Annotated in this window: 17 protein-coding genes; 4 read left to right on the top strand and 13 right to left on the bottom strand. The window is 45.3% G+C overall.

Annotated features, from left to right (window positions below; all coding sequences use genetic code 11):
• The 12 genes from R7M92_RS11510 to hemL all read right to left on the bottom strand — a co-directional run bounded on the left by R7M92_RS11510 (position 1) and on the right by hemL (position 16,814).
• On the bottom strand, positions 1-891 hold the full coding sequence (locus R7M92_RS11510; protein WP_262671912.1) for an N-acetylglucosamine kinase: 891 nt from the start codon (positions 889-891) through the stop codon (positions 1-3).
• A 2-nt stretch (positions 892-893) separates the two neighbouring features.
• Positions 894-2,633, bottom strand: a complete 1,740-nt coding sequence (locus tag R7M92_RS11505; RefSeq protein WP_318133393.1) for a glycoside hydrolase family 9 protein — start codon at positions 2,631-2,633, stop codon at positions 894-896.
• 63 nt (positions 2,634-2,696) lie between these two features.
• Positions 2,697-3,692 carry an ABC transporter ATP-binding protein gene (locus R7M92_RS11500; protein ID WP_005380041.1) on the bottom strand — a complete coding sequence of 332 codons (996 nt, stop codon included), beginning with the start codon at positions 3,690-3,692 and terminating at the stop codon, positions 2,697-2,699.
• Between the two features lie 47 nt (positions 3,693-3,739).
• Positions 3,740-4,723, bottom strand: a complete 984-nt coding sequence (locus R7M92_RS11495; RefSeq protein ID WP_005386550.1) for an ABC transporter ATP-binding protein — start codon at positions 4,721-4,723, stop codon at positions 3,740-3,742.
• 2 nt (positions 4,724-4,725) lie between these two features.
• Positions 4,726-5,751, bottom strand: a complete 1,026-nt coding sequence (locus R7M92_RS11490) for an ABC transporter permease (RefSeq protein WP_025768199.1) — start codon at positions 5,749-5,751, stop codon at positions 4,726-4,728.
• Between the two features lie 2 nt (positions 5,752-5,753).
• Positions 5,754-6,740 (bottom strand): ABC transporter permease, encoded by a 987-nt coding sequence (locus R7M92_RS11485; RefSeq protein WP_005380038.1) that lies wholly within the window; start codon positions 6,738-6,740, stop codon positions 5,754-5,756.
• A gap of 170 nt (positions 6,741-6,910) precedes the next feature.
• The gene (locus tag R7M92_RS11480) at positions 6,911-8,593 is read right to left on the bottom strand and encodes an ABC transporter substrate-binding protein (protein ID WP_005380037.1); all 1,683 of its coding nucleotides are present in this window, start codon (positions 8,591-8,593) and stop codon (positions 6,911-6,913) included.
• Between the two features lie 780 nt (positions 8,594-9,373).
• Positions 9,374-11,680 (bottom strand): response regulator, encoded by a 2,307-nt coding sequence (locus R7M92_RS11475; RefSeq protein ID WP_411974278.1) that lies wholly within the window; start codon positions 11,678-11,680, stop codon positions 9,374-9,376.
• 458 nt (positions 11,681-12,138) lie between these two features.
• Entirely contained in the window at positions 12,139-12,708 is a 570-nt protein-coding gene (locus R7M92_RS25085) for a hypothetical protein (RefSeq protein WP_411974277.1), read from the bottom strand.
• Between the two features lie 277 nt (positions 12,709-12,985).
• Entirely contained in the window at positions 12,986-14,011 is a 1,026-nt protein-coding gene (rsmC, locus tag R7M92_RS11470; protein WP_213987386.1) for a 16S rRNA (guanine(1207)-N(2))-methyltransferase RsmC, read from the bottom strand.
• Between the two features lie 76 nt (positions 14,012-14,087).
• A complete protein-coding gene (locus tag R7M92_RS11465; RefSeq protein ID WP_005386541.1) occupies positions 14,088-15,173 on the bottom strand; it encodes an AI-2E family transporter in 1,086 nt (361 codons plus the stop codon).
• 345 nt (positions 15,174-15,518) lie between these two features.
• Positions 15,519-16,814 carry a glutamate-1-semialdehyde 2,1-aminomutase gene (hemL, locus tag R7M92_RS11460; RefSeq protein ID WP_130545026.1) on the bottom strand — a complete coding sequence of 432 codons (1,296 nt, stop codon included), beginning with the start codon at positions 16,812-16,814 and terminating at the stop codon, positions 15,519-15,521.
• A 246-nt stretch (positions 16,815-17,060) separates the two neighbouring features.
• Between hemL and erpA the strand changes: the two genes are divergently transcribed.
• From erpA to vmeK, 3 genes are all read left to right on the top strand, one after another.
• Entirely contained in the window at positions 17,061-17,402 is a 342-nt protein-coding gene (erpA, locus tag R7M92_RS11455; RefSeq protein ID WP_005380031.1) for an iron-sulfur cluster insertion protein ErpA, read from the top strand.
• Between the two features lie 105 nt (positions 17,403-17,507).
• Positions 17,508-18,623 carry an efflux RND transporter periplasmic adaptor subunit gene (locus tag R7M92_RS11450; RefSeq protein ID WP_318133391.1) on the top strand — a complete coding sequence of 372 codons (1,116 nt, stop codon included), beginning with the start codon at positions 17,508-17,510 and terminating at the stop codon, positions 18,621-18,623.
• 9 nt (positions 18,624-18,632) lie between these two features.
• Entirely contained in the window at positions 18,633-21,737 is a 3,105-nt protein-coding gene (vmeK, locus tag R7M92_RS11445) for a multidrug efflux RND transporter permease subunit VmeK (RefSeq protein WP_213871659.1), read from the top strand.
• Between the two features lie 64 nt (positions 21,738-21,801).
• On the opposite strand, the gene R7M92_RS11440 is transcribed toward vmeK, so the two are convergent.
• Complete coding sequence (locus R7M92_RS11440) at positions 21,802-23,094, bottom strand: peptidoglycan DD-metalloendopeptidase family protein (RefSeq protein ID WP_005386530.1); 1,293 nt, start codon at positions 23,092-23,094, stop codon at positions 21,802-21,804.
• 130 nt (positions 23,095-23,224) lie between these two features.
• Between R7M92_RS11440 and tyrS the strand changes: the two genes are divergently transcribed.
• Complete coding sequence (tyrS, locus tag R7M92_RS11435) at positions 23,225-24,412, top strand: tyrosine--tRNA ligase (protein ID WP_017820416.1); 1,188 nt, start codon at positions 23,225-23,227, stop codon at positions 24,410-24,412.
• Positions 24,413-24,698 lie beyond the last annotated feature (286 nt).

Below are 24,698 nucleotides of genomic sequence, written 5' to 3'. Positions count from 1 at the left end.
CTACGCCGCATTGAGCGAGTAAAGGTTATGTTCTGGTTTGCCAGCAAACATAATTGCGCCTTCAATCGCGTCAAACTGTGGCTCAACAATCCATTGCTGAACTGGTGGTGAAAGCCAACGTACAATGCGTTCAGCTATGCTGCCCATTAAACAAATACGTGTTGCGCCGCGCTTGTTTAATGTCACGAGAAACATTTCTATATCCGCTGCGGTTTGCTTCAGCATTTCAATGGCCAGTGCATCGCCTTGTTCCGCATGTTGGAAAATAGCCGGAGAAAACTGCCCATAATCACGAGGAAGCGCCTGTTTTGACCACGCCACCACGTTGTCGACCTCATTTTCGAAATGCGTCATAACGTGTTGTGCTAGGGGCGTTTTTTCTCTGATGCCATCTTCAGCTAACAAAACTTGCTGAACTAGGCGTAGCCCCATCGCTGCGCCGCCACCTTGATCCGAAATAGGGAACTCACGACCACCGACAACATGTTGCTCCAATCCGTTAAGGTAGATGCCACAAGAACCGGTTCCCGCAATCATGATTGCGCCATCTTCGCCATTGTGCGCACCAACGCACGCACCGTAAGCATCGGTATTCAGAGTCATACTGGCAAATGGATGAGGAAGAGACATGAAGGCTTGCCAAGATGCTTTGTGCTCTGCGCCAGCAAGGGCTAAGCCGACGTGCATCGACGCGAAATCTTGTTGTGTCAGACCGCCTTGCTCGGTAGCCGAAGTGATGGATTCAAGAATCGAAGCCATTGCTATTTCAGCACCTAGCATGATGTTGGCACTGCCGCTTTTGGCCTCGCCAAGAAAATTACCTTGTGAATCTTTAATCCTGGCTCGACATGACGTGCCGCCACCATCGATACCGACAAAATACATTCCCATGATTATTCTTCCTTCATATTTTTAGAGGTCGCCAACTGAGAAACATGCTGAGCTTGACTCATTATCGCGAGTAAGTACCAAGCGCCATGCGGGATCCATTGTTCGCCCCAGCGCCAGTTTTGTAACACGTCTTCTTTTTGTGCTGGTGGGTTAAATGCAATGTCTTCCTCGTCTTCAAAGCCGCCAGTGATTCCGTTACACACGCCACCTTTTGCGTTGAAGAAACCATATTGAGGGAGGTAATCAGGGTTGTTACGACCATGGCCATCTAGCATGCACATGTCGTATGGGTTTAAGCCTACAATCCAGTTCAATGCATCTTGAGCAAACACAGAAAGTTGTTGCTGTACGTCTTGCGACGCTATATGCGGTTGAGCAAGGTACGCCATGGTCGCGAGTGAGCCCAGTCGAGCATTCTCGCCTTGCCACCAATAGCCGGATTCATTGTTGTGTGCGACAAAAAATGCCTCGCGTTTTGACTCATTTACGCCTTTAACATATTGGCGAGGGTAACCGAATGGGTTGATCACTTTATTCGATATTGTGATCTCAAACTCACACGCTAGGTTGACGATACGTTTTACCGATTCCGCTCGTGCTGAGTCGTCTTCAATTAATAGATATTCGCATAGGGCAATAACTGGTAGACCAGCTTCGGCTGCGTGAAAATATGGACGGCTGCCGTCTTGGTTTGCTGACCAAAAGTGTTGAATCTGCTCGTCGCTCATTTGGCGTGCAACTAAACGTTGCGCCCACAAACGGCTCTCTTCCAAGTAGCGAGTTTCTTTGGTTGCTTTAAACAGTTCTACACAAGCCAGTAGCGCACAGTATTCGTCGATAATGTTTTCTTCCCCATCATTGAGGTACTGCGTATTGTGCTCTTTTAAGTGCCAGTAACCATTTTCGGCAGCGTTGCGGTATTTTTGTTGATCGTATTCACCGTGAACACTTAAACGCGACGCTGCCGCTAGCGCTGCAATGGCGACACCGCCACCTTGTCGAAAGCCTGCTTGATAGTCGTCAAATTTGTGACCAAGTTGAGTTTCGTACGCGCAAATCTCGCGTTGCGCAGTATCTTTGCTCCACTTGTCAAAGACCGTCATGTAGAAAAAGCCTTTTTCGTTTTGCATACGCACAAGAAAGTCTGCACCGAACAGGGCTTCTTCAATCAGACGTGTACGTGTGAAAGCTGTAATGTCTTCGCTTCCTTCAAGCAACGAAACCCCTTTTAGGATGTTCCAAACCACCATTGGGGTTTGTTGAGGATTCAAATAATTCGCGTATGAAAGGTGACTTAAATACTTGCTAACGTCTCCTGATGCGTCGTACCAGCCGCCGTGTACATCAACCTTTTTATTGGAGTTTAGTACTGGAAGTTGTCGATCTTGTTGATCGAAGATTCCGCCGCAACGTTGCGATTTGAAATAGTGGATCACATCTGACAAAGTTTGATCCAACAGAATGTATTCGCCAACGATGAAAGAGGAAGAGCGCGTATCTTCTACTTGCAAGAAATAGTCACCTGACGTTGTGAAAGAGGAAAAGTCGATGAGGTAGAAATAGCCCTGATGCCAGTTCGCCACTTTACCTTGTTCTTCAACCGCAAAAGTTGCCACGGTTTGCTCGCTAGTGGCACAAATCAATTGAGCAGTGTAAGAAGACAAGTGTGGTTGTTCGGTCTGGATAATGGCTTTCTTTGGGCCCAGACGTTCATAACCAATGTGGTTAGTCAGTAGCAGCATTCAATGTCTCCGGGAAACGATAAAAACAGGAGTGGGTCAGGCTGAACCTGACCCTCGTTATGATTAATCTTCAAATAAGTAACAGCGGACAAAGTGGTTGTCGGACAGTTGAGTGACGCCTGGTAGTCGTTCGCGACATTTGTCGGTAGCGTGTACACAACGTCCAGCAAATGGACAGCCGACAGATTCTGGTGTCCAAAGTGGGATTTCCCCTTTGTTGCCTTTCAGTTTCTCGTGAATAGACTTCGATGGATCTGGAACCGCAGATACCAACAGTTGCGTATATGGGTGTTGAGGGTCGTGAATGATTTCTTCAGTATCGCCCCATTCAACCATGTGACCTACGTACATGACCGCAAGATCTTCAGCAATGTAACGCGCTGTTGCGATGTCATGAGTGATGTAGAGCAGAGACATTTGTTTTTCAAACTTCATCTCTTCCATCAAGTTCAAAACGCCAGCGCGGATCGATACATCGAGCATGGATGTTGGCTCATCCGCCAAGACTACTTCAGCTCCAACCGCGATGTTACGAGCCAGGTTGACACGCTGACGCTGACCGCCAGATAGCTGGTGCGGGAACTTTTGCGCCGTTTCTTTTGGTGGAATAAGACCAACTTGTTCAAGTAGGTCGTACACACGCTCTTCCAGTTCTTTCTTGTTGCCCGGTGCTACTTTCTTATGAATCAGCAGCGGGCGCGCAATATGGTGGAAGATATTGTGCGTTGGGTTTAGCGAGCCAAACGGGTCTTGCCACACCATTTGTACACCTTCACGGTAGGTCATTAAATCGTGACGAGAGGTGATGTCTTGGATATCACGACCTTTGTATTCAATGATGCCATCGGTTGGTGCGTACATTTTTGCAATCATTTTTGCAGTAGTAGACTTACCTGAACCAGATTCACCTACCACTGACAAGCCGCGGCTCTTGTACATTTTGAAAGAGACGTCGTTGATTGCGCGCATCTTAGATTGTTTGATTGAGTTACTGTTTAAAGGGAAGTCCTTAACGACATTTTTACCCTCAATCAGCAGTTCGCCGAATTGTTTGCTCATAATTCTCTCCAGTGTAATTTTTGTTCTTAGCTAGTGTTTTTTTGTTGTTAAACCTTAGCTTGAGCAATGGTGTCGCCGTACAAATGGCAATTTGAGAGGCGACCTGGTTCAATTTGACGTAATTGGGTTGGTACACGTGTACATGCTTCATGTACGCGGTCGCAACGAGCTTGGAAGCGGCAGCCCTGTGGTACTTCTAGCAAGTTCAACGGGTTACCTGGAATACCAGTCAATTTGGTCTTTGGTCCAGTTAGTGGAGGGAAAGAGCTACCCAAACCTTTGGTGTAAGGGTGGTAAGGACTTTCCAGAATTTGCTTAGAAGGCGCGACTTCAATCAACTCACCTGAGTACATGATGCCGATACGATCCGAGAACTCGACCATCAATGACAAGTCATGTGTGATGAACAGAATTGAGAAACCAAACTCTTCTTTAAGCGCGTAAATTTTTTGTAGAATTTCACGTTGAACCACTACATCCAATGCGGTAGTCGGTTCGTCCATGATGATCATTTTTGGGTTCAGAGCCAAAGCGATTGCGATTACTAGACGTTGACGCATACCACCAGAGAACTGGTGCGGGTAATCACTCAATCGGCTAGGGTGGATATCAACGATTTCCAGCAGACCTTCAGCGCGTGTTTTTGCTTGAGCGCGAGTCATATTGGTATGACGCATGATGACGTCACAGAACTGCTCTTCCATGGTTAGAACAGGGTTCAAAGCGTTCATCGCACTCTGGAATACCATCGACATTTCACTCCAGCGGAACGCTTGCATGCGATCATCGCTGTACTGAAGGATATCTTCACCGTTGAAGATCACCTCACCACCTGTGATAAACGCTGGCGGCTTATGAAGGCGCATTAGTGAGAAGGCAACAGTGGATTTGCCACAGCCAGATTCACCAGCCAGACCGAATACTTCACCTGGTGCAATGTCGAAGCTCACGTTGTTACAGGCGCGGACATCGCCCGCGTCTGTGATGTAGTCTACGCATAGGTTACGGATGGAAATTAGTGGTGCAGTCATGATTATTTATCTCCGCTCCATAGTGCATTTTGTGGTGCCAGTTCAGGCTCACGTTCTTTCTTGTCTTTTGCTGCTAGTTTTTTCCAGCGTTTCATGCCTTTGTGAGAACGAAGTTGAGGGTTCGCAATTTCGTCAACGGCAAAGTTCAACAGAGCAAGACCAGTAACCAGTAGTGTTAGGGCAATACAAGGTGCTAGTACTTCCCACCATGCGCCAATCAGCATGGCTGATGAGGTTTGCACGTTGTAAAGCATGATGCCCCAACTGATCGTGTTGGCATCACCCAAACCTAGGAACGAAATGACCGCTTCAGTGTTGATCGCCAGCATCACTGAGCCAATGAAGCTCGCACCGACAATCGGGATAAGGTTTGGTAAAATCTCAACGAAGATGATGCGGAATGAAGATTCGCCCAATACTTCAGCGGCTTTCACAAACTCTTTCTCGCGTAGAGCCATGGTTTGAGAACGGACAACACGTGCGCCCCACGCCCAAGAGGTACCAGCGATAATCAAGGCAATGGTGAGTGGACCTGCTTCACCGATAAAGGCCGCCAACACGAATAGCAATGGATACTGCGGAATTACTAACATGATGTTCATCGCGGCACTCAATACGTCATCCACTTTGCCGCCGAAGTAACCTGCCGATATACCAATGACTGTTGCTAAGAAGCACACGATGATGCCAGCGCCAAAGCCTACACCCAGTGATACTCGTGCACCGTAAGCCACTTGCGACCAGATATCGCGACCCATTCGGCTAGTACCTAATACGTGGTCGGCCTTTTTAGACATAATCAGCGTACGACGATCGTCTGCCAGGTTTTTAGCGACCCAACCATCAGGATTGTTTTGTGCCTGTTTTACAACAAAGCTTGGGTATTCGTGTGGGTTACCGGTTCGCTTGTCTGGCGCATGCTTTGTAAGTAAAGGAGCGGCAATCGCAACGAACACGAACAGCGTAACAATGCCAAGACCAATGCGAGCAAATGCGTTACCTAAAATAAGTTTGAATAGTTCTTTCATGATTATTTGCCTCCCGTACGTAGGCGAGGGTCTAGAATCATGTACAGCATGTCAGCCATTAAGTTGAAGCACAGCATGAACATCGTCATGATAATTAACTGACCTTGAAGTACTTGGTAGTCACGAGCGTGAATTGCGTTCAATAGAACAGTACCTAGGCCTGGGTAGTTGAAAATCATCTCGATGATTAATTGACCTCCAATGGCCATACCTAAAGACATAGACAGTGCGGTAACACTTGGAAGTAGTGCGTTACGTGCGGCGTAATTAAAGACGACGCGGTTTTCACTCAGCCCTTTACCTTTAGCCATCGTGATATAGTCTTCGGCGAGAAGGTTGATCATGTTGTTACGCATGTTAACTAAGAAGCCACCAATTTGAACGATGGTTGCACAGAATAGAGGTAGTACAGCGTGGTAACCCACGTTCTTGATGAACTCCCAGCTTGTCCAATCAGGAATAGTACCTGGCGTGTAAGCATAGCCAGATGGGAACCATTTCAGGCCAATCGCAAAGGTAAACAGCGCTAACATTGCGATAACCATTTGTGGAATAGCTTGAATGATCAATGTGCCAGGCGTTACGAATGCATCGTACTTACTACCGCGCTTCCAGGCGGCAAAAATACCAAGGACAGAAGCGATGGAGAAAGAAAGAACAACCGCAGTACCAGCTAGAAATAGTGACCAGCCAAATGCACTACCTAGTAAAGAATTAACTGAAAGTGGGTAGAACTGGATTGAGGTGCCCAATTCCCAACTTAGAATGTTTTTAATGTACGAGAAGTACTGAATGTAAATTGGCCCATCAACGAAACCGAGCAGTTCTTTCATTGCTGCGATTCGTTCTGGAGTCACCTGTACTGAAGCATTAGCAAACATCATGGTAACTGGGTCACCAGGCATTGCTCGCGGAATAATAAAGTTTAACGTCGCTGCAACTAAGAGCGCGACAAGATAGAACGACAAACGTCTTAAAAAATAACCCATAACTCACACCTTACTCACCCAGATTTTTTCCCTGTTTCTGGTTTCAGGTCGCTCCTAGCGAAATTTAGAGCGAAAAATCCCCTGACGACGAGCGCCACATATTGGTTTCGTTAACAAGGGATTTTTATAGGCGGCACACGGGATGTATGCCGCTTGAAATGAACTTCTACTTATTTAACTGGTTTTAGGTCCAGTACGTGAAGTAGACGCTCTGGGATACCTGCCCAAATGTTTGGACGGCCCTTAGGGTTTTCTTCGTTCCACCAACCAGTGAAGCGAGTTGTGTTGTATTGGTACATGTACGCGCCAGATAGCACAGGAATAGTTACTTGGTCCTGAGCAATGATCTTCTGAATGCCATGAGCGATCTCTAGTTGTTCTTGCTTATCTGCTGTCTTGTAGAAGCTGTTAAGAAGACCGTCTAGCTTATCGTTCTTGTAGAAGTGCATTGCAAAGCGAGGCATGCCGTCACCAGCTTGTAGCTTCGAGTTGTAGCCACTATCCCAGTACAAGTGTGGATCTGCACCGTGGAAGTAGTTGGTGTAAGCAACGTCGTAAGTACCTTCTAGCATAGCTTGGTTGTATACCGAGAAGTCCGGTGTACGAGCACGAGCTTTAATGCCCACTTCTGCTAGTTGCTCAACGGCTAGTTGTACCGTGTTGTTGAAGTCAGTCCAACCGTTTGGTGATTGAATTAGAAGCTCGAAAGACTTGCCAGATGGTGTATCCACAAAGCCATCTTTGTTTACATCTTTGAAGCCAGCTTTAGCTAGAAGCTTTTTCGCACCTTCCGCGTTGTATGTGTTGTAGCCTTTGTACTTGTTGTGCGTCTCTTCATCAGACCAAGCTTCGAATGCGTAGCCAAGGCCAGATGCGAAGTCGTTCACTGTACCGCCGCCGTAGAAAGCGATATCAATAATAGTTTGACGGTCTAGCGCCATAGAGAACGCACGACGGAAGTCAACGTTAGTTAGCGCTTCGTTTTTCGCAGCGTCTGGGTTTTTGAAGTTCACTACAAATGCTTGAGTACCCGCTGGTGGGTACCAGTAGTGGTGATTCGGACTTGCTGCAGCGTACGTACGGTCGATGTCTGGTACGAATGAAGACGTCCAGTCCATTTCGCCGTTAACGATTTTGCCCAAGAATTGGTCGTTGTTCGCGATTTGCGGCACACGCAGACAGTCTACATCTAGGTTGTCTGCATCCCAATAATTCGGGTTCTCACACTGGATATATAGCTGCGGTGTGAAAGTGTCGATTTCGGTAAATGGACCACTGCCTACTGGATTTTCGTTTGTGAATGTTGCTGGATCTTTTACTTTGCTCCATACGTGCTTAGGTACGACGGGTACTTTCGCAATTTCGTAAGGAACGTTTGAGTTTGCTTCGCTTAGACGGAATTTAACTTGGTAGTCGTTAACTTTTTCTACGCCAGTCACCCAAGAGTTGATACCAGATTGGTCTAGCTCTGGCTTCTCTTTAACTAGGTTGAAAGAGTAAACAACATCATCAGCGGTAAACGCTTTGCCATCAGACCATTTTACGCCCTTACGGATATCGAAGGTTACGCTCATCAGGTCATCAGCCATGGTAAAGTTTTCTGCTAGACGAAATACAGGCGTATTACCGTGCATTTCGTTAAAAACAACGAGCGGCTCGTAAATAAAGTCGGTTGTTGTGTGCAGGTTAGTTGCACCCAAGAAAGGGTTAAAGTTACGAACGAAAGTTGTAAACTCTTTAGGGTGGATAGTCAGTTCACTGCGTTCAGCCGCAGTAGCTACCGATGCAAAACCTGTAGTAGCCGTTGCAATAATTGCTGTTGCTAGTGCTGTTTTTTTAATATTGGCAAGCATAGCTGTTCCTTACTATTTGCTTTCATTTCACTAAATGGAATTGAATGTCATCAATTGATAAACACTCTCTAAGACCTACCTCTTGTACATGCCTTACTCATTACAACATTGAGTTTCGCCAAGAGTGGCCTGTAGGCCTTAGGCAGGAGTAAGAAAACACCTTATCCATAAAATAATCAAACTTGATTCCCGTTAAAAACGTTAAAATCTCTGAGCTCTCCGTTATAAACGTTATTTTGGCTAATTTTAACCAGCATTGGGCCAAAAAATAAACGTTGATATGCGTCGCAGTTTATATCCTTGTTAATAATGAATGTTGGTGATTACTAACCTGTTGGTCCTTTTTAAGTATACGTTTCTTGCTTGGTTTCTAGGTTCGGAGATCTCGCTCACATGCAGAAATGGTGTTAATTAATCAGCTAAAAATTAATCTGCCGTTCTGTTGTGATTAAGTTCGCAATCTCTATCAATAGTTCGTCAAAATCCGCTTGTTATCTGAAAAATGGCCTTTTTTATCGACAGTTTTCTTCCGTTTGTTGCCCTTTTTTTATTTTATGAATGAAGTTTTTCGGTTGCTCGAACTTACCTAGTTAAGACAAGTTAAATGGATAAGGTCGTACGTTTTGAAGACCAACAATAGATAGCGTTGTCTAACCAAATGTTCGTTATTGGAAATATGTTAACGGGGTAGGAAGAGGCGGTCTCTTTTATCTCTAGGAAGGGAATACTCGAATAACAAAAAAGCCCAGCATGCACGCTGGGCTAGTTTTTTGATAAATATTAGCTGGTCAATAGTCGCTGTAGTTTATCTCGTTGTGCTTCTATGTATGCTCTCTCGGGGCTCTGTTCTTTGCAGTGTTCGAGAATGAACTCTATCGAGCTTAGCACCGTTCTCCAACGCGGTGTTTTGGGTAATGTTTCTATACGCATGTATTTATCTAAAGTGCGTGTTTGCAAAGTACTACGGTCTAGATAAACGCGCCACAAGCCACTTTGCTCTGCAAATGCGAACTTACTTTCACCCGTTACAGATTCCCAATACTCTAAAGCATGTGTCATTGCGTCGACTAGAACTTCTCGCATAAGTTCTTGCTTGTCTTTTTTATTACCGAGCGCTTTGTCTGCAAGGCGCGTAAATTCTCCGCCAAGCTCTTTTAGCTTTTGTAATTGGTCTTTGTCACCATCAAATGCATAACTTGAAAGCACTTCTACGGCGGTTTCTAGATTATGTATGCGAGCGGCACTGGCTCCACCGCCGACATTAAAGATGTACATGATATCTAACCCTGAACCTTCAGGGAGCTTAAGAATGTCTGCTTCGATGTTCTGACGAATATCTTCAATATAGATATCAATCTTGCCACAGTAATGAGGTTGTTTGACGGTTAGATATTTAGGGGCAATCAGCTCATCAGCAGATGAGCGCTTTAGCTGTTCTAAGCTACGCTTGAATAGCTTACAAGCAGCTTCGTTAGCAAAGCGAATACGCTTGTCTTCACGTAGACAGATGATTGCTTCAGGAGCCGATTCTAGCTGTTCCAACAAACGACCTTGAGTCTCAAGTAAGCTTGCTTCAACGACTGCTCGCTGTCTAAGTTCAGACTCTAGCACTTTGTTTTCCATATGGCGCATTTCTGCTTTGCTTGCCGTTAAATGCGCTTGGATACGTGCCGCCAACTCTTGTTTATTAAATGGTTTCGATAAATAGTCGTTGGCTCCTGCTTCAAAACCTCTTACACGATCTTCTGTTTGACTGAGTGCGGTGAGCATAATGATTGGCAATTCGGCATGATCATAGGCTTCACGTAGTTCACTACAAACTTGGTAGCCGCTCATGCCTGGCATCATGATATCCAATAACAGAAGTTCCGGCTTCTCTTGCTCGACGAGCGCTAACGTTTCTGGCCCATCGGAGACGGTACGCACACGATAGCCCTCTAAACGTAAAAAGCTTTCAAGCACGCGTAAGTTTACTGGTTCATCGTCAGCAACATACAGTAACGGGCCGTCTGGGTTCTCTGGAAGTGATAAGTCTTCACTGTTCTCTACATTAACTTCAGGAATTTGGAAGTGCCCGTGCGCAGCTAGAGTCTGGGTTGCTTGGATTTCTTCTTCACTGGCGAGCGGTAAAGTGAAACTGAAGGTAGTTCCGACCATTGGTTGGCTACTGACGTATAACGAGCCTCCCATTAATTCGATCAATTGACGGCTAATGGAGAGCCCAAGTCCTGCACCTTGACGATAACGGCTCGCGTCTTGCCCTGCTTGGATGAGTGGTTCAAAAATATGTTCAAGTTGTTCTGCGGGAATTCCTTGTCCAGTATCCACAACTTGTACGCGTACATGATCATCTACCACATTAGCGGAAATAACAATTTTACCTTCTGAGGTGTATTTAATCGCATTGCCAATCAGGTTATATAGCACTTGTTCAAGGCGTTGCGGGTCAGCTGATACTGCTTTTAAATCCGCTGGGACTTGGTTGATGATGCGGATGGTTTTACTTCCGAGTAAATGGCTAGAAAGCTCTAAAACCAATCGTGTTGCACTGCCCAAACTCACTGCTGATTTCTGGATATCCATGCTTCCATAACGCATTTTATGATAATCCAACAAGTCATCGACTAGATTAGCGAGACGCTGACCACTTTTAATGATGATATCAAGCTGATATTTCTGGCTAGCGGGGATCGCGCCATTGGCGCCGGACGCTAAGGTTTCAGCAATCCCGACCATGCCGTGTAACGGTGTACGAAGTTCATGAGAAGTCGTGGCTAAGAACTCATCTTTTAATTTATCGGCCAATTGCAGTTCTTCATTCTGTTTCTGAATGATCTGTATGTTGCTTTCTAGTTCTTCATTTTGCTTCTTAATGGTTTGAATCTTCTCTCGAATAGAGCGTTGCATTCGTTCAAAGCTTAACGCAAGCCGACCAATTTCATCTTTACGAACCGTATTAAAAGACGTGTCATCAAGATCCCCTGCAGAGACCTTTTCGGCAACCCAAGTCAATTTCAGCAACGGAGAAGTGATAAAGTTTGATAAATAGTGAGAAGCTATCACCACAAGGATAATGGCGATCAACATAGCGATAACGAATAGTTTTTCGAGTTGATGGATACGAGCGAAAGCTTCGTTTTCTGGTAACTGTACGACGAGCGCCCAAATCACACCACGAGTTTCAATCGGTGCATAAGCCGCGATGATTTCTTCACCTAAGCCGTTCGTGTAAGTGCCGACACCAAACGCACCAGAGAGTGCTTTATCGATCACTTCTAAACTGTTCTTAATGTCGTCTTGTTTCGTGTTAATTGTGCGAGGTTGGTGATCATTTCCAACCAGCAGGGTGTTAATGGATGACTCTCGGTTGGCGTCTGCGGCTAACTTAGTGATGCCATTATTTGGCAAGCGGAACATGGCATAGCTGTGTAGATAACCTTGCTGAACAATTGGTGCACCTAGCCAAGCGACTGATTTCCCCCCTTCCAGCTCGAAGTCAGACACAATCACAGGAGTGTAGTCTTCGTTTACTTTTCGACGTTCAGTCACATCATCGGCGAGACGCTTGAAAGTTTTGCCAAGTGCCGAGTCTTTGTAGGGGCCTGATAACAAGTTCGTTCCGTAGTTATCGTCTTTGTTGATCGAGTAGGTGACGTTACCATTGATGTCGACCAGTAAAATGTCATTAAAATCAGAGCGCTTGAGGAGCTCCAAGTAGGCCAATGATAGCGTTTATGCAAAAGTCGGTAACGTTCACTTCCTACATAGTTGGATGACTCGGGTAACGTTGAGGTTTTGATTTGGTCTCCGCTGCCCTCGATGTAGCGCTGTTGGGCGTTTTTACGAGACTCTTCAATATCATTGCCTAAACGACTAAAAGCATTGACGAGACCGTAGAATCGGCCACCACTGGCGTAAGCCAACTCTGAGCGCACAAAGCCCATGACTTCGGTTTCTCGTGCCTCAAAGTAGTCGATGATTTGCTGCTGTTTTGTATCTCGAACAGACAGTAAGTGCGAGGTGCTTTGTTCTTGCAGATCTTTACTGTGGGACTGCAAGAAAAAGATCGCAGTAATGGTAAGAGGTGTGATACTGAGCACCAGAAATGCGGTCATCAGTGTACTCTGAAGGCGCTTAAATTTCTGTTTTTTGTAGAATTTAAACATGGATAAGATTACAACTCATAATGGGCAGTTCTAAAACATACTTCGCTGCCGAGGTTCTCGTTAAAAACGGATAAGATGTTCAACTAGATAGAATTAACAAAATTAACGAGTTTTTTTTCTTTGACAAGAAAGTTAGTTGTAAAGCGTGCAGGGTGACGCAGTTTTTCTTATGAGTGTTGAATTTATGAGAAAAAATCGCGCAGGTTTGTGCCTGCGCGGGGGGAAGTTATGATTTTTTCGCGTAGTAGATAGAAAATTTATTGGTCTTATTTAGCGTCTCGCAATTATTAAACGCCCGCTCGATAATTGGTGGGTATTTTAAGAAGCTATTCGCGACAATCACCATTTCGCCGTCTTTGGTTAGGTATTGTGGCGCCTGACCCAACAAGGTTTCCGCTGCGTTGTAATTTGTGTCTAGACCACTGTGGAATGGCGGGTTGCTGACGATAAAGCGGTAGTCTTTTGCGGTATCCGAGTATATATCTGATGCAAATACGCGTCCGGATAAACCATTCGCTTCTAATGTGGCTTGGCTAGAAGTGATCGCATAAGCATTAATGTCACACATCTCAATCGCGATCTCTGGATTCGCTTTCGCCATAAACGCACCGAGCACACCTGCACCACAACCAAAGTCGAGCACTTTGCCCGACAGCTTAGGTAAGGTTTCAAGCAGCAATCGGCTACCTAAGTCGAACTCGCCATGGCTGAATACGCCAGGTAGGCTCTTAACCGCTAGCGACTGCTCACCGAGTGTAACAGTGTAAGACTTAAACCAATCTGCTTGGTTGAAAGGTTTTGGTTCATTGAGGCAATTACCCCAGTAAAATGAGCAGCGACGAGCAGAGTCGTACTTGTTCACAGGGCCGTATTCTTGGAACATCTTCTCGATGCTCTTGATGCCGGAGCGGTTTTCACCAACGATGACGATTTCGGTGTTAATGCCCAGTTTCGCCATCAACATCGCCAGCAAGTATTCTGCTTCAGCTTTTGCTTTTGGCCAGTATAAAAGGACCATGTCTGCTTTTGTTTCAACATCAAACTCAGAGCCAAAATGACTTTTCACTTTGTCAGAGGTTTGAATTTGGCGGTAGTAGCTATAGTTGGAAGTAAACACTTCAACAGACTCACAATGAGCCACTAACTCAAGAGGAAATAGGTCTTCAACTTCACCAGCGACTAAAACGTGTTTTCCGTTGAAGTATTCAAGTTGGCGCTGAGCTATTTGGCTAGGAGCGATATAAGCAGACATAAATTTGGTTCATCAGAAATAATTTGAGGCAGATTTTCGCACAATCTGCCCCAAGCTTGAAGTGATTAAGCGGTGACTAGCTGTTGTCTTGTTGGTTAAGGAAGTCTTTGAATTCTTCCTCGTAGATATTAAACAGTACCATGGTCACGGCAAAAATAAGTGGGCCGTAGATAAGACCAATCAAACCAAACAGATGCAGACCACCCAGTAATGAGAAGAAAATCATAAGGGTATTCATGCCGGCGCTGCCTTGCATTAGCAACGGGCGCAATAGGTTATCTATAGAGCCAACGACAACTACACTCCACACCGTCAAGAAGATAGCCCAAGTCATATCGCCTGTTAAGAACAAGTACGCTGCTGCAGGAATCCAGATTAGCGCGGTTCCTACCACTGGAATAAATGATGCAAAGCCCATCATCGTTCCCCAAAATAACCCAGGGAAGCCTGCTAGCCACATACCGATACCGCCAGCCAGACCTTGAGCAATCGCTGTCATGAATGAGCCCATTACGGCTGATTTAGATACTTGCTCTATCTCTGTCAATATGCGGTCTTCTTGGCTACGTGAGAGTGGCAGGATATGACGAATCGCAGAGATAATTTTGTCGTGGTCACGAAGCAGAAAAAACAGCACAAACAGCATTAGGAAGAAGTTCATTAGGAAGTTGGTTGCGTCTCCTAAAATCTTTGCGCTGATAGCGACTAAGTTAGAGCCAAACGATGTGGCAAATTGACCAATTTTCTCAGCAATGGCTTTGGGCTCGATTTTATCAAAAGGTAAGTACTCATTAACAATCGCTAAGCCTTTGATAACGAAAGGATGTTGGAATATATCTTGGATACCACCATTGGTAACCCAATTATATGTATTTTGTGAGAAAACAGAGCCTTGCTGAACAATGGCGGCAAACACAAATAAAAGCGGGATAACAATAATAAACGTCAAGACGACACATGACAGCAGTGCTGCCATATTTGGGTGCTTGGGAATTTTCTGCTCAAACCATTCGTGTATCGGAAACATGAGCAAAGAAATGATAAAAGCCATCACAATGGAATTGATATATGGCTCAACCAATAAGTAGCAAGCAAAAGCAGCGGCGAGTAAAGCAACCATTAGTACTCGGTGACTCGACGTTATTTTTACATTATTTGGCATGGTATTAGTCCAACTTACAGGTGACGTTTACGGTTTATGCCTTCAATGATGGCGTGTAACCTTTATTACTTTGCACTCTTAACTCTTTCAAGCTTATGACAATGCCGAATTAGAGCAGGGCGATGTACCTTGCTATAATGACTACAAATCAGTCGGTTATCAATCAAGAGATGAGCTATGGGTTGTTGCAACGGTGATAAAAAGTGTCAAACCGAGAAAAAAGCTAAGCGAATACCGTGGTTTGGCATTGTCGTTGGGGTATTAGCGATATTGGTTATTTTGAATTGGCAATAAAAAAGGACCGTTACGGTCCTTTTCTAAATGCGTTATCGCCGTTTTTAGCGATTATTTCGCTTCTTCTGCAAGAACAGCAAAACAGCGGTCAGCAGCTTCTAGTGTGGCATCAATCTCTTTTGAACCATGAGCGAGTGAAGTAAAGCTCGCTTCAAACGCAGATGGCGCAAGGTAGACACCGTGTTTTAGCATTAAGTGGAAGAAACGCTTGAAGCGTTCTACATCGCACTTCGTTACGTCTTCGTAGCAAGTTACTTTTTCTTGGTCAGTGAAGAAGAAGCCGAACATACCGCCCACTTGGTTAACAACTAGCGGAATACCGTGTTTTTCTGCTAGAGACTTAAAGCCTTCAGCAAGTTGTTTCGTTTTAGAAGTTAGGCGCTTTTCGTTGCCTTCTTCTTTTAGAAGGTTCAAACATGCGTAGCCTGCTGCCATTGCGACAGGGTTACCGGAAAGGGTACCAGCTTGGTAAACTGGGCCTGTAGGTGCAACGTATTGCATCACTTCTTTACGGCCACCGAAAGCACCTACTGGCATACCGCCACCAATTACTTTACCCAGTGTCGTTAGGTCGGGTTTGATGTTGTAGTGTGCTTGCGCGCCGCCTAGAGCAACACGGAAGCCTGTCATTACTTCATCAAAAATTAGTAGCGCGCCTTCTTGATCACAGATTTCACGTAGCCCTTCGTGGAAGCCTTCCACTGGTGGAATACAGTTCATATTGCCAGCTACTGGCTCAACGATGATACAAGCAATTTCGCCTTTGTTCGCAGCAAATAGCTCGCGTACAGAATCTAGGTCGTTGAATGTTGCTGTTAGCGTGTGCTTAGCAAAATCTGCAGGAACGCCAGGAGAGCTTGGTTGACCTAGTGTTAGTGCACCAGAACCTGCTTTTACTAGCAAGCTGTCAGCGTGGCCGTGGTAACAACCTTCAAATTTCATGATCTTGTCGCGACCGGTGAAGCCACGTGCAAGGCGAATCGCGCTCATAGTAGCTTCAGTACCAGAACTTACCATGCGGATTTGCTCCATTGATGGAACAAGCTCAGAAACTAATTCTGCCATCGCGATTTCAAGTTCTGTTGGCGCACCGAAGCTGAGACCGCGTTGCGCTGCATCAATTACTGCTTCGCGGATAACCGCGTGGTTGTGGCCAAGAATCATTGGACCCCAAGAGCCAACGTAATCAATATACGCTTTACCATCGGCATCAAAAATCAGTGGACCGTCTGCTCGTTCGATAAATAGCGGAGAACCGCCAACGCCGTTGAATGCACGAACTGGTGAATTGACACCGCCAGGGATGGTTTGCTGAGCTTTTTGATACAGCTCTGATGATTTGGTCATGGGGTTATCCTCTTTTGATTGCTCGGACCAAGTGGAGCGCATTGTACCTAGCTATAATCAAGTTAGAAACGTTTTGCTTAATTTATGTGTTGTTTCGCAGTGTAATCTTATATATCCGCATCTGTTGTAAAGAATCGGCGGCGAATACTTGAACGAGTTTGTCAGGTATTGGATAATCGTCTCAATTAGCACAAATTTGACGTCTTGCTTCAGGCTTGACGCATTACACGAGTGAGAGAGGTCTTCGTGAGCGAAGTAAACGTACCATTATCTTTTTCTGACGCAGCAGCATCTCGCGTTAAAGCATTGATTGCTGAAGAAGAAAACCCAGCATTGAAACTGCGCGTATATATTACTGGCGGCGGCTGCAGCGGCTTCCAATACGGCTTTACTTTTGATGAAAATGTAAACGAAGGCGATACGACAATCGTAAACAGTGGTGTAACACTGGTTGTAGACCCTATGAGTCTGCAATATCTCGTTGGCGGTATTGTTGACTACACAGAAGGGTTGGAAGGAGCGCGCTTCTTCGTAAATAACCCCAATGCAACGACAACATGTGGTTGTGGTGCATCGTTCAGTGTGTAATTAACACCTAACAGGCAGCTAATGGCTGCCTGTGCTTTATGTAGAAGGATGTCACGTAAAGCGCACACTCGCAGATATGCAGAGAAATAATAAAAAGGACTTTATATGTCTGGACTTTCTTTTGGACGCCGAATTGTCGAGCGCCCTTGGCTAGTATCTCTTATCCTCGTCTTACTTCTTGTTGCATGGCTAACCACCGGCCAACTCAAAGCACAAGATGATCATCCTAACTCTTCAACATCCACGAACACGACACCACTTGCAAAGGTGATGTTTGATACTTTTCTTGCCGAACCTACCAGTAAAACCATTGAATTGTATGGACGAACAGCGCCCAATCGTCAAGCGCGTCTTGGCGCCGAAGTTGCCGGTAAAATAGTCAGTCTTAACATAAAGAAAGGCCAAGCGGTCAAACAGGGACAAGTGATCGCAAACATCGATAAGCGCGACCTTGGCATTCAACTTAAACGGGCCCAGGCGATGCTGTTGGTTAAAGAGAAAGAGTTTAATGCTGCTAAATCGCTAAAAAGTCGTGGACTGCAAGGTGAGGTTGCATTTGCGACAGCGCAAGCAGCGTTGGTAGATGCACGTGCGAATTTGAGTAACGTGCAAACGGCTTTAAGAAATACTGAGGTTAAAGCGCCATTTGATGGCATCGTAGATCACCACTTTGTTGAGTTAGGTGATTTTGTCGGGATTGGCGACCCTATTGCGACGGTCATTGATTTGGATACTTTAGTGATTGAAGCCGATGTCAGTGAACGGCATATACAATACCTTAAGGAAGGCCTAGAAGCCGACGTAAGAACCATTAACCAACAGCATCATCAAGGTCTTGTGCGCTACATTGGACGTGTTTCTTCTGCTTCTACTAATACATTTCCAATTGAAATCGAAATTGATAATCAAGACGCAAGAATTCCTGCCGGTATGAGCGCAGAAGTACAGTTGCCTTTGAGTGAAGTGTTGGCGGTAAAGATTACGGCTGCCATGTTAGCACTAGATGAAGAAGGTAACTTAGGTGTCAAGACACTGCGTAATGAGCATGTTGAGTTTGTTCCAATTCAACTCGTTAAGGCCGAGGATGATGGTGTGTGGCTCTCTGGGTTAGGAGAGCGTGTAGACATTATCGTGCTGGGACAAGGTTTTGTGCGAGATGGTGATCAAGTACTGGCCAATAAAGTTGATGACGTAGTTGTTGAAGCGGCTAGTGAGCAGTAAGGAGCACTTATGTACACTCTGATTGATGCTGCGTTATCCCGCGCTCGCACCATGCTGACATTACTGGTGATGATCTTAATTGCCGGTGTCATTACTTACGTCACTATCCCCAAGGAATCGAGCCCAGATATTACCATTCCTATTATCTACGTTTCTGTTGGGCATCAAGGCATTTCTCCCGTCGATGCCGAACGTTTATTAGTTCGGCCAATAGAGCAAGAGTTGCGCTCTATTGAAGGCGTAAAAGAGATGACCTCTGTGGCATCAGAAGGTCATGCTTCGGTGACGCTGGAATTTAGTGTTGGAGTGGATCTTGATAAAGCGATGGCAGATGTGCGTGATGCGGTTGATCTTGCAAAGCCAAAATTACCAGAGGACAGTGATGAGCCAACGGTAAATGAAGTCACGTTTGCATCTGAAGAGCCTGTGTTGACTGTTGTTCTATATGGCACCGTACCAGAGCGGACCATTGTACAGATTGCCAGAACGCTACGTGATCGTTTGGAGAGTTTCCGTCAGGTTCTTGAAGTTGAAATCGCAGGGGATCGCGAAGACATCGTGGAAATAGTTGTCGATCCGCTATTGATGGAAAGCTACGGTCTCGATCAAGCGGATATCTATAATTTAATTGCCTTGAATAACCGAGTTGTGGCTGCGGGGTTTGTCGATACTGGATATGGACGCTTTTCGGTAAAAGTCCCATCGGTTTTTGATTCACTGAAAGATGTGCTTGAATTACCGATCAAGGTGAATGGCAAAGAGGTGATCACTTTTGGCGATGTGGCGACAGTACGGCGTGCATTTCGCGATCCTGAAAGTTTTGCTCGTTTAGATGGCGAATCTGCCATCGTTTTGGACGTAAAAAAACGGGCAGGGGAAAACATTATTGAAACGGTTGAGCTGGTAAAAGAAGTACTGGCTCAGGGACAGAAGCGCGCCGAGTGGCCCGACAATTTGCAAGTTAAATACACTTGGGATCAATCCGACGATGTCAAATTGATGCTCAGTGATCTACAAAACAATATCTTATCCGCAATTATCCTCGTAGTTATCGTCATTATTGCCATATTGGGGGTTAGGACCGCGCTTCTCGTGGGGATTTCTATTCCAGGATCGTTCTTGACTGGGTTGTTGGTGTTATCGGTATTTGGGCTGACGGTCAATATCGTCGTACTGTTTGCTTTAATTATGGCGGTAGGCATGTTGGTGGATGGTGCCATTGTGGTGACAGAGTTTGCAGATCGGCGCATGCAAGAAGGAACGCCACGTAAAGAAGCCTATCGAGATGCAGCAAAGCGAATGGCCTGGCCTATTACCGCATCCACAGCAACCACATTGGCTGCGTTTGCTCCGTTACTTTTCTGGCCAGACATCACTGGTGAGTTCATGAAGTACTTACCACTTACTTTAATTGCTACCTTGGCCGCTTCGCTGATGATGGCTTTATTGTTCGTTCCTGTCATCGGTGGGATAATTGGCAAGCCTCAAGTAGTCAATCAGAAAGCTCAGCGAGAAATGGTGGAGCTGCATAACGGCAACTTTGAAAAAGCGACTGGCATTACCAAGCTTTATTACCAGACTCTGTCGGTAGCGATTCGTCATCCATGGAAAGTCTTACTCAGCGCGATACTGCTAGCGGCAGGTGTCGGCTTCACTTACAACAAAGCTGGCTTGGGTGCAGAGTTTTTCCCTGAAGTGGACCCTGCCTTTTTTACCGTTAAAGTTCGTTCTTATGGTGACCTGTCTATTCACGAAAAAGATGTTGTTATGCGCGAAATCGAGAAGGTGATGCTCGGTCATGACGAGTTTGAAAGTGTCTACACGCGCACAGGAGCGAGCGATAATGGGGACGAGATTGGCCAGATTCAAATAACGCCTGTGGATTGGCAGTATCGACGCAAAGTGAAAACCATTATTGAGGAACTAAAAGAGACGACAGACCGCTTTTATGGTGTTGAACTTGAGTATAAATTCCCGGACGCAGGACCGCCTGTCGAGCATGATCTCGTGATTGAAGTATCATCACGAAACTTGAGTGTTAGTGCGTTAGATGAAGCGGCCAAAAAAGTACGACATTGGGCTGATGGTAATCCTGCACTGACCAACTTGAGTGATACCACTAATAAGGAAGGGATTGATTGGCAAATTGATATCCAGCGAGATGACGCTTCTCGCTTTGCAGCGGATGCTACCTTAGTCGGGAATACCGTCCAGTTTGTTACGAACGGCTTGAAAATAGGCGATTATTTGCCCGATGATGCGGATGAAGAAGTCGATATTTTGGTGCGCTATCCGCAAGATAAGCGCGACATAGGTCGATTTGATCAACTGAGAGTGAAAACGGCAGCTGGTCTGGTACCGATTACGAATTTTGCTCAAATCAAACCAGATCATAAGCAAGACACTATTCGTCGGGTCGACGGTCATCGAGTTATCAATATTAAAGCGGATATGGTGGAAGGTTACAATTTGGCGCTTGAGTTACCTAAGATTGCCGCTGGAATGGAACAGCTCGACTTACCGGAAGGCATTGAATATAAGATTCGGGGGCAAAATGAAGAGCAGGAAAACTCATCAGCATTCTTGCAAAATGCTTTTATTGTCGCGCTTGGTGTGATGGCTTTGATTTTAATTACGCAGTTTAATAGCTTTTATCAAGCTTTCTTAATCCTTAGTGCAGTGCTGTTTTCTACCGTTGGTGTCTTCGCTGGATTACTTATTTTCCAAAAGCCATTTGGCATCATTATGTCGGGAATTGGAGTGATTGCGTTGGCTGGTATCGTGGTAAACAACAATATTGTTTTAATCGATACTTATAATCAGATGCGTAAACGTGGTTTAGAAAAATCTGAGGCTATTTTACGTACGGGTGTGCAGCGTTTAAGACCCGTTTTACTTACGACGGTGACCACCATATTAGGCTTATTGCCAATGGTTTTAGAAATGAACATCGACTTAGTTAATCAGAAAGTGGAGTTTGGCGCACCAAGCACTCAATGGTGGTCTCAGCTTGCGACCGCTGTCGCGGGTGGTTTGGCGTTTGCGACTTTGCTAACGTTAGTTCTGACACCGTGTTTGCTTATGCTCGGTAGAGAGCATCACTCCGAACAGTAAGCTTTATCGTGATGATATCGACAAAACAAAAAGGGCAGCTTCGCTGCCCTTTTCAATACCTGGCTTACTTCATTGCTAGCAGTTTGCTGTAGCGTTCAAGCTTGTCCATGCTAATTTTCGCGTTTGCCATGAAAGTTTGTCTCGCTTTGCCTGTCAGGGATTTAGATTGTGGCAAATTCACCGTGCGCGGGTTTTTATGGACACCATTCACAAGGAACTCATAGTGCAGGTGAGGGCCAGTTACACGGCCAGTTCCGCCAAGCGTACCGATGGTTTGGCCTTGCTTAACGCGTTGACCAGCTCGTACAGTACGTTTGGTTAAGTGCAGGTACTTGGTAATGTAAGTATTACTATGTTTAATGAAAACGTAGTTACCATTAAATTTGTTGTAAGACGATTTTTGAACGACACCATCACCAGCCGCCCAAATCGGGGTGCCCACTGGTGCTGCATAGTCCGTGCCTCTATGAGGACGAACGCGTCCCGTCACTGGATGTAAGCGGCGTGGGTTGAAGTTAGACGAAACTCGACGGAAATCCAACGGCGCGCGTAAGAATGCTTTTTTCATTGCACGCCCATTTTCGTCGTAATACTTGCCACTTTTCTGATCCAATATTGCGGTAAAGGTATCGCCTTGGTTTTTAAAGATCGCAGCAATGATTTTTCCACGGCCGATTACTTCTCCTTCTACCACTTCCTCTTGGTAAAGTACTCGGAAGCTATCGTTTTTACGAATATCTAAAGCAAAGTCGATGTCCCAACCAAATATGCCAGCCAGTTCCATGATTTGGTTACCATTTAATCCAGAAGATATTCCTGCATTCCAAAAGTTTGATTTGATGGTGGCTTCTGCGTAGTTGTACTGGAAGTCGACTTCTTTCTTATCAACTTCAGAAACGTACTTGCCGTCTTTTAATGTGATACGAAAAGTCTCGAACGCGCTTAGTGTTCTTCTTAGCTGCACCAAGTCGTTATTTTCGTCAAAACCAAATTGCAATCGGTCACCAGGTCGAAGCCGAGTTAACTGTTTTTCCACTTCTTTGTCTGATGACACCAGTTCATGTAATAGACGAGCAGAAAGCCCTACGCGACTAAATAAGATGGCAGCACTCTCGCCATTTTTTACCTTGTATGTCTCCCAGCGCAGCACGGCGGGAACCGCAGGCGATGAACTATTTAGTGCACTGAGTTCGAGGGAAACTGGCACAGGATAATGTTGACCAACTTTTAATCGGCTCTGCTGCGGGTCTAGGTCTTGCGGATCAGGTAAAAAGAAGAGCGCGAAGATAATCAGCGCACTAAAAAAACCGATCAATACTTTGTGCAAGAGTGGAAGTCGGACAAAAATCGAATGCATGAGGTACTTGATTGCTAAATTAAACGGAAAAAGTGACAACTACCTAGTCTAACGTGTTTCAAAATGCATCGCTATTCAAGTAATATGTTCAGCTATTATATTTTTGCCAAATCTGTGGGAGTGAACAAGAATGGCGAGCATTGAAGCTGCACTAGCCGAGATTAAGCGCGGTGTTGAAGAGCTGATTCCAGAAGAAGAGCTAATCGCAAAACTAAAAGAAGACCGTCCTCTACGTATTAAATTGGGCGCTGATCCAACAGCACCTGACATTCACCTAGGCCATACGGTTATTTTCAATAAGCTTCGCTTGTTCCAAGAACTAGGTCATGAAGTGACGTTCCTAATCGGTGACTTCACTGCAATGGTTGGTGACCCAACAGGTAAAAACACAACTCGTCCACCGCTAAGTCGTGAAGACGTATTGCGTAACGCTGAAACGTACAAAGAGCAAGTGTTCAAAATTCTCGATCCTGCAAAGACTAAAATTCAGTTTAACTCTGAGTGGCTGTCTGAACTGGGCGCAGAAGGTATGATTCGCCTTGCGGCAAACCAAACCGTTGCTCGTATGCTAGAGCGTGACGACTTTAAAAAGCGTTACGCGGGTGGTCAGCCAATTGCTATTCATGAGTTCATGTACCCACTTCTACAAGGTTGGGACTCAGTAGCAATGGAAACGGATGTTGAATTAGGTGGTACAGACCAGAAGTTCAACCTTCTAATGGGCCGTGAACTGCAAAAGTCTCACGGTCAAAAACCTCAGGTTGTACTGATGATGCCGCTTCTAGTGGGCCTTGATGGCGAGAAGAAGATGTCTAAGTCAGCAAACAACTACATCGGTATCAGCGAAGCGCCAAGCGAAATGTTTGGTAAAATCATGTCTATTTCTGATGACTTAATGTGGAGCTACTACGAGCTGCTCTCTTTCCGTCCTCTGGAAGAGATTGCTCAATTCAAAGCTGATGTAGAAGCGGGCAAAAACCCTCGTGACATCAAAGTATTGCTAGCAAAAGAAATTATTGCTCGTTTCCACAGTGAAGCCGATGCCGATGCAGCAGAGCAAGAATTCGTAAACCGTTTTGCGAAGAACCAAATTCCTGATGAAATGCCAGAGTTTGACTTTGACGCAGGTCGCCCAGTGAGTAATCTGTTGAAAGAAGCAGGCTTATGTCCATCATCGTCAGATGCGATGCGCATGGTTAAGCAGGGCGCTGTGAAGATTGATGGTGAAAAAATTGCGGACAGCAAATTTGCTCCAGAAGCGGGTACTTACGTGTTCCAAGTAGGCAAACGTAAATTTGCTCGTATTACTATTCAGTAATTCATAATGACTGCAAATGAAAGCGTCCGAAGGGCGCTTTTTTTGTATGAAAATTTAGCAAAAACGGCAAAGTAAAACTTCCATACCTGATGAACTTTGCTACTATACTTGCGCTGCCAATAATGGCAGCGCTATCGGAGATTTACATGAACAATACCGACCATCCTCCCAGTCGTTGGGTGAGTAAGATTAAGGGAGCGAAATAACCCGCTTCGGTATTGGCGATCTCCGCCTTACCTAAGTGGTGAGGCATCTTTTCTAACTTTCTTCTCGTTATTTCCTTCAT

This window comes from Vibrio sp. Vb2880 (genome assembly GCF_033337975.1).
Classification (GTDB): Bacteria; Pseudomonadota; Gammaproteobacteria; order Enterobacterales; family Vibrionaceae; genus Vibrio; species Vibrio alginolyticus.
The sequence above is the reverse complement of the archived record's forward strand: the minus strand, read 5'-3'. Positions and strand labels throughout refer to the sequence as shown.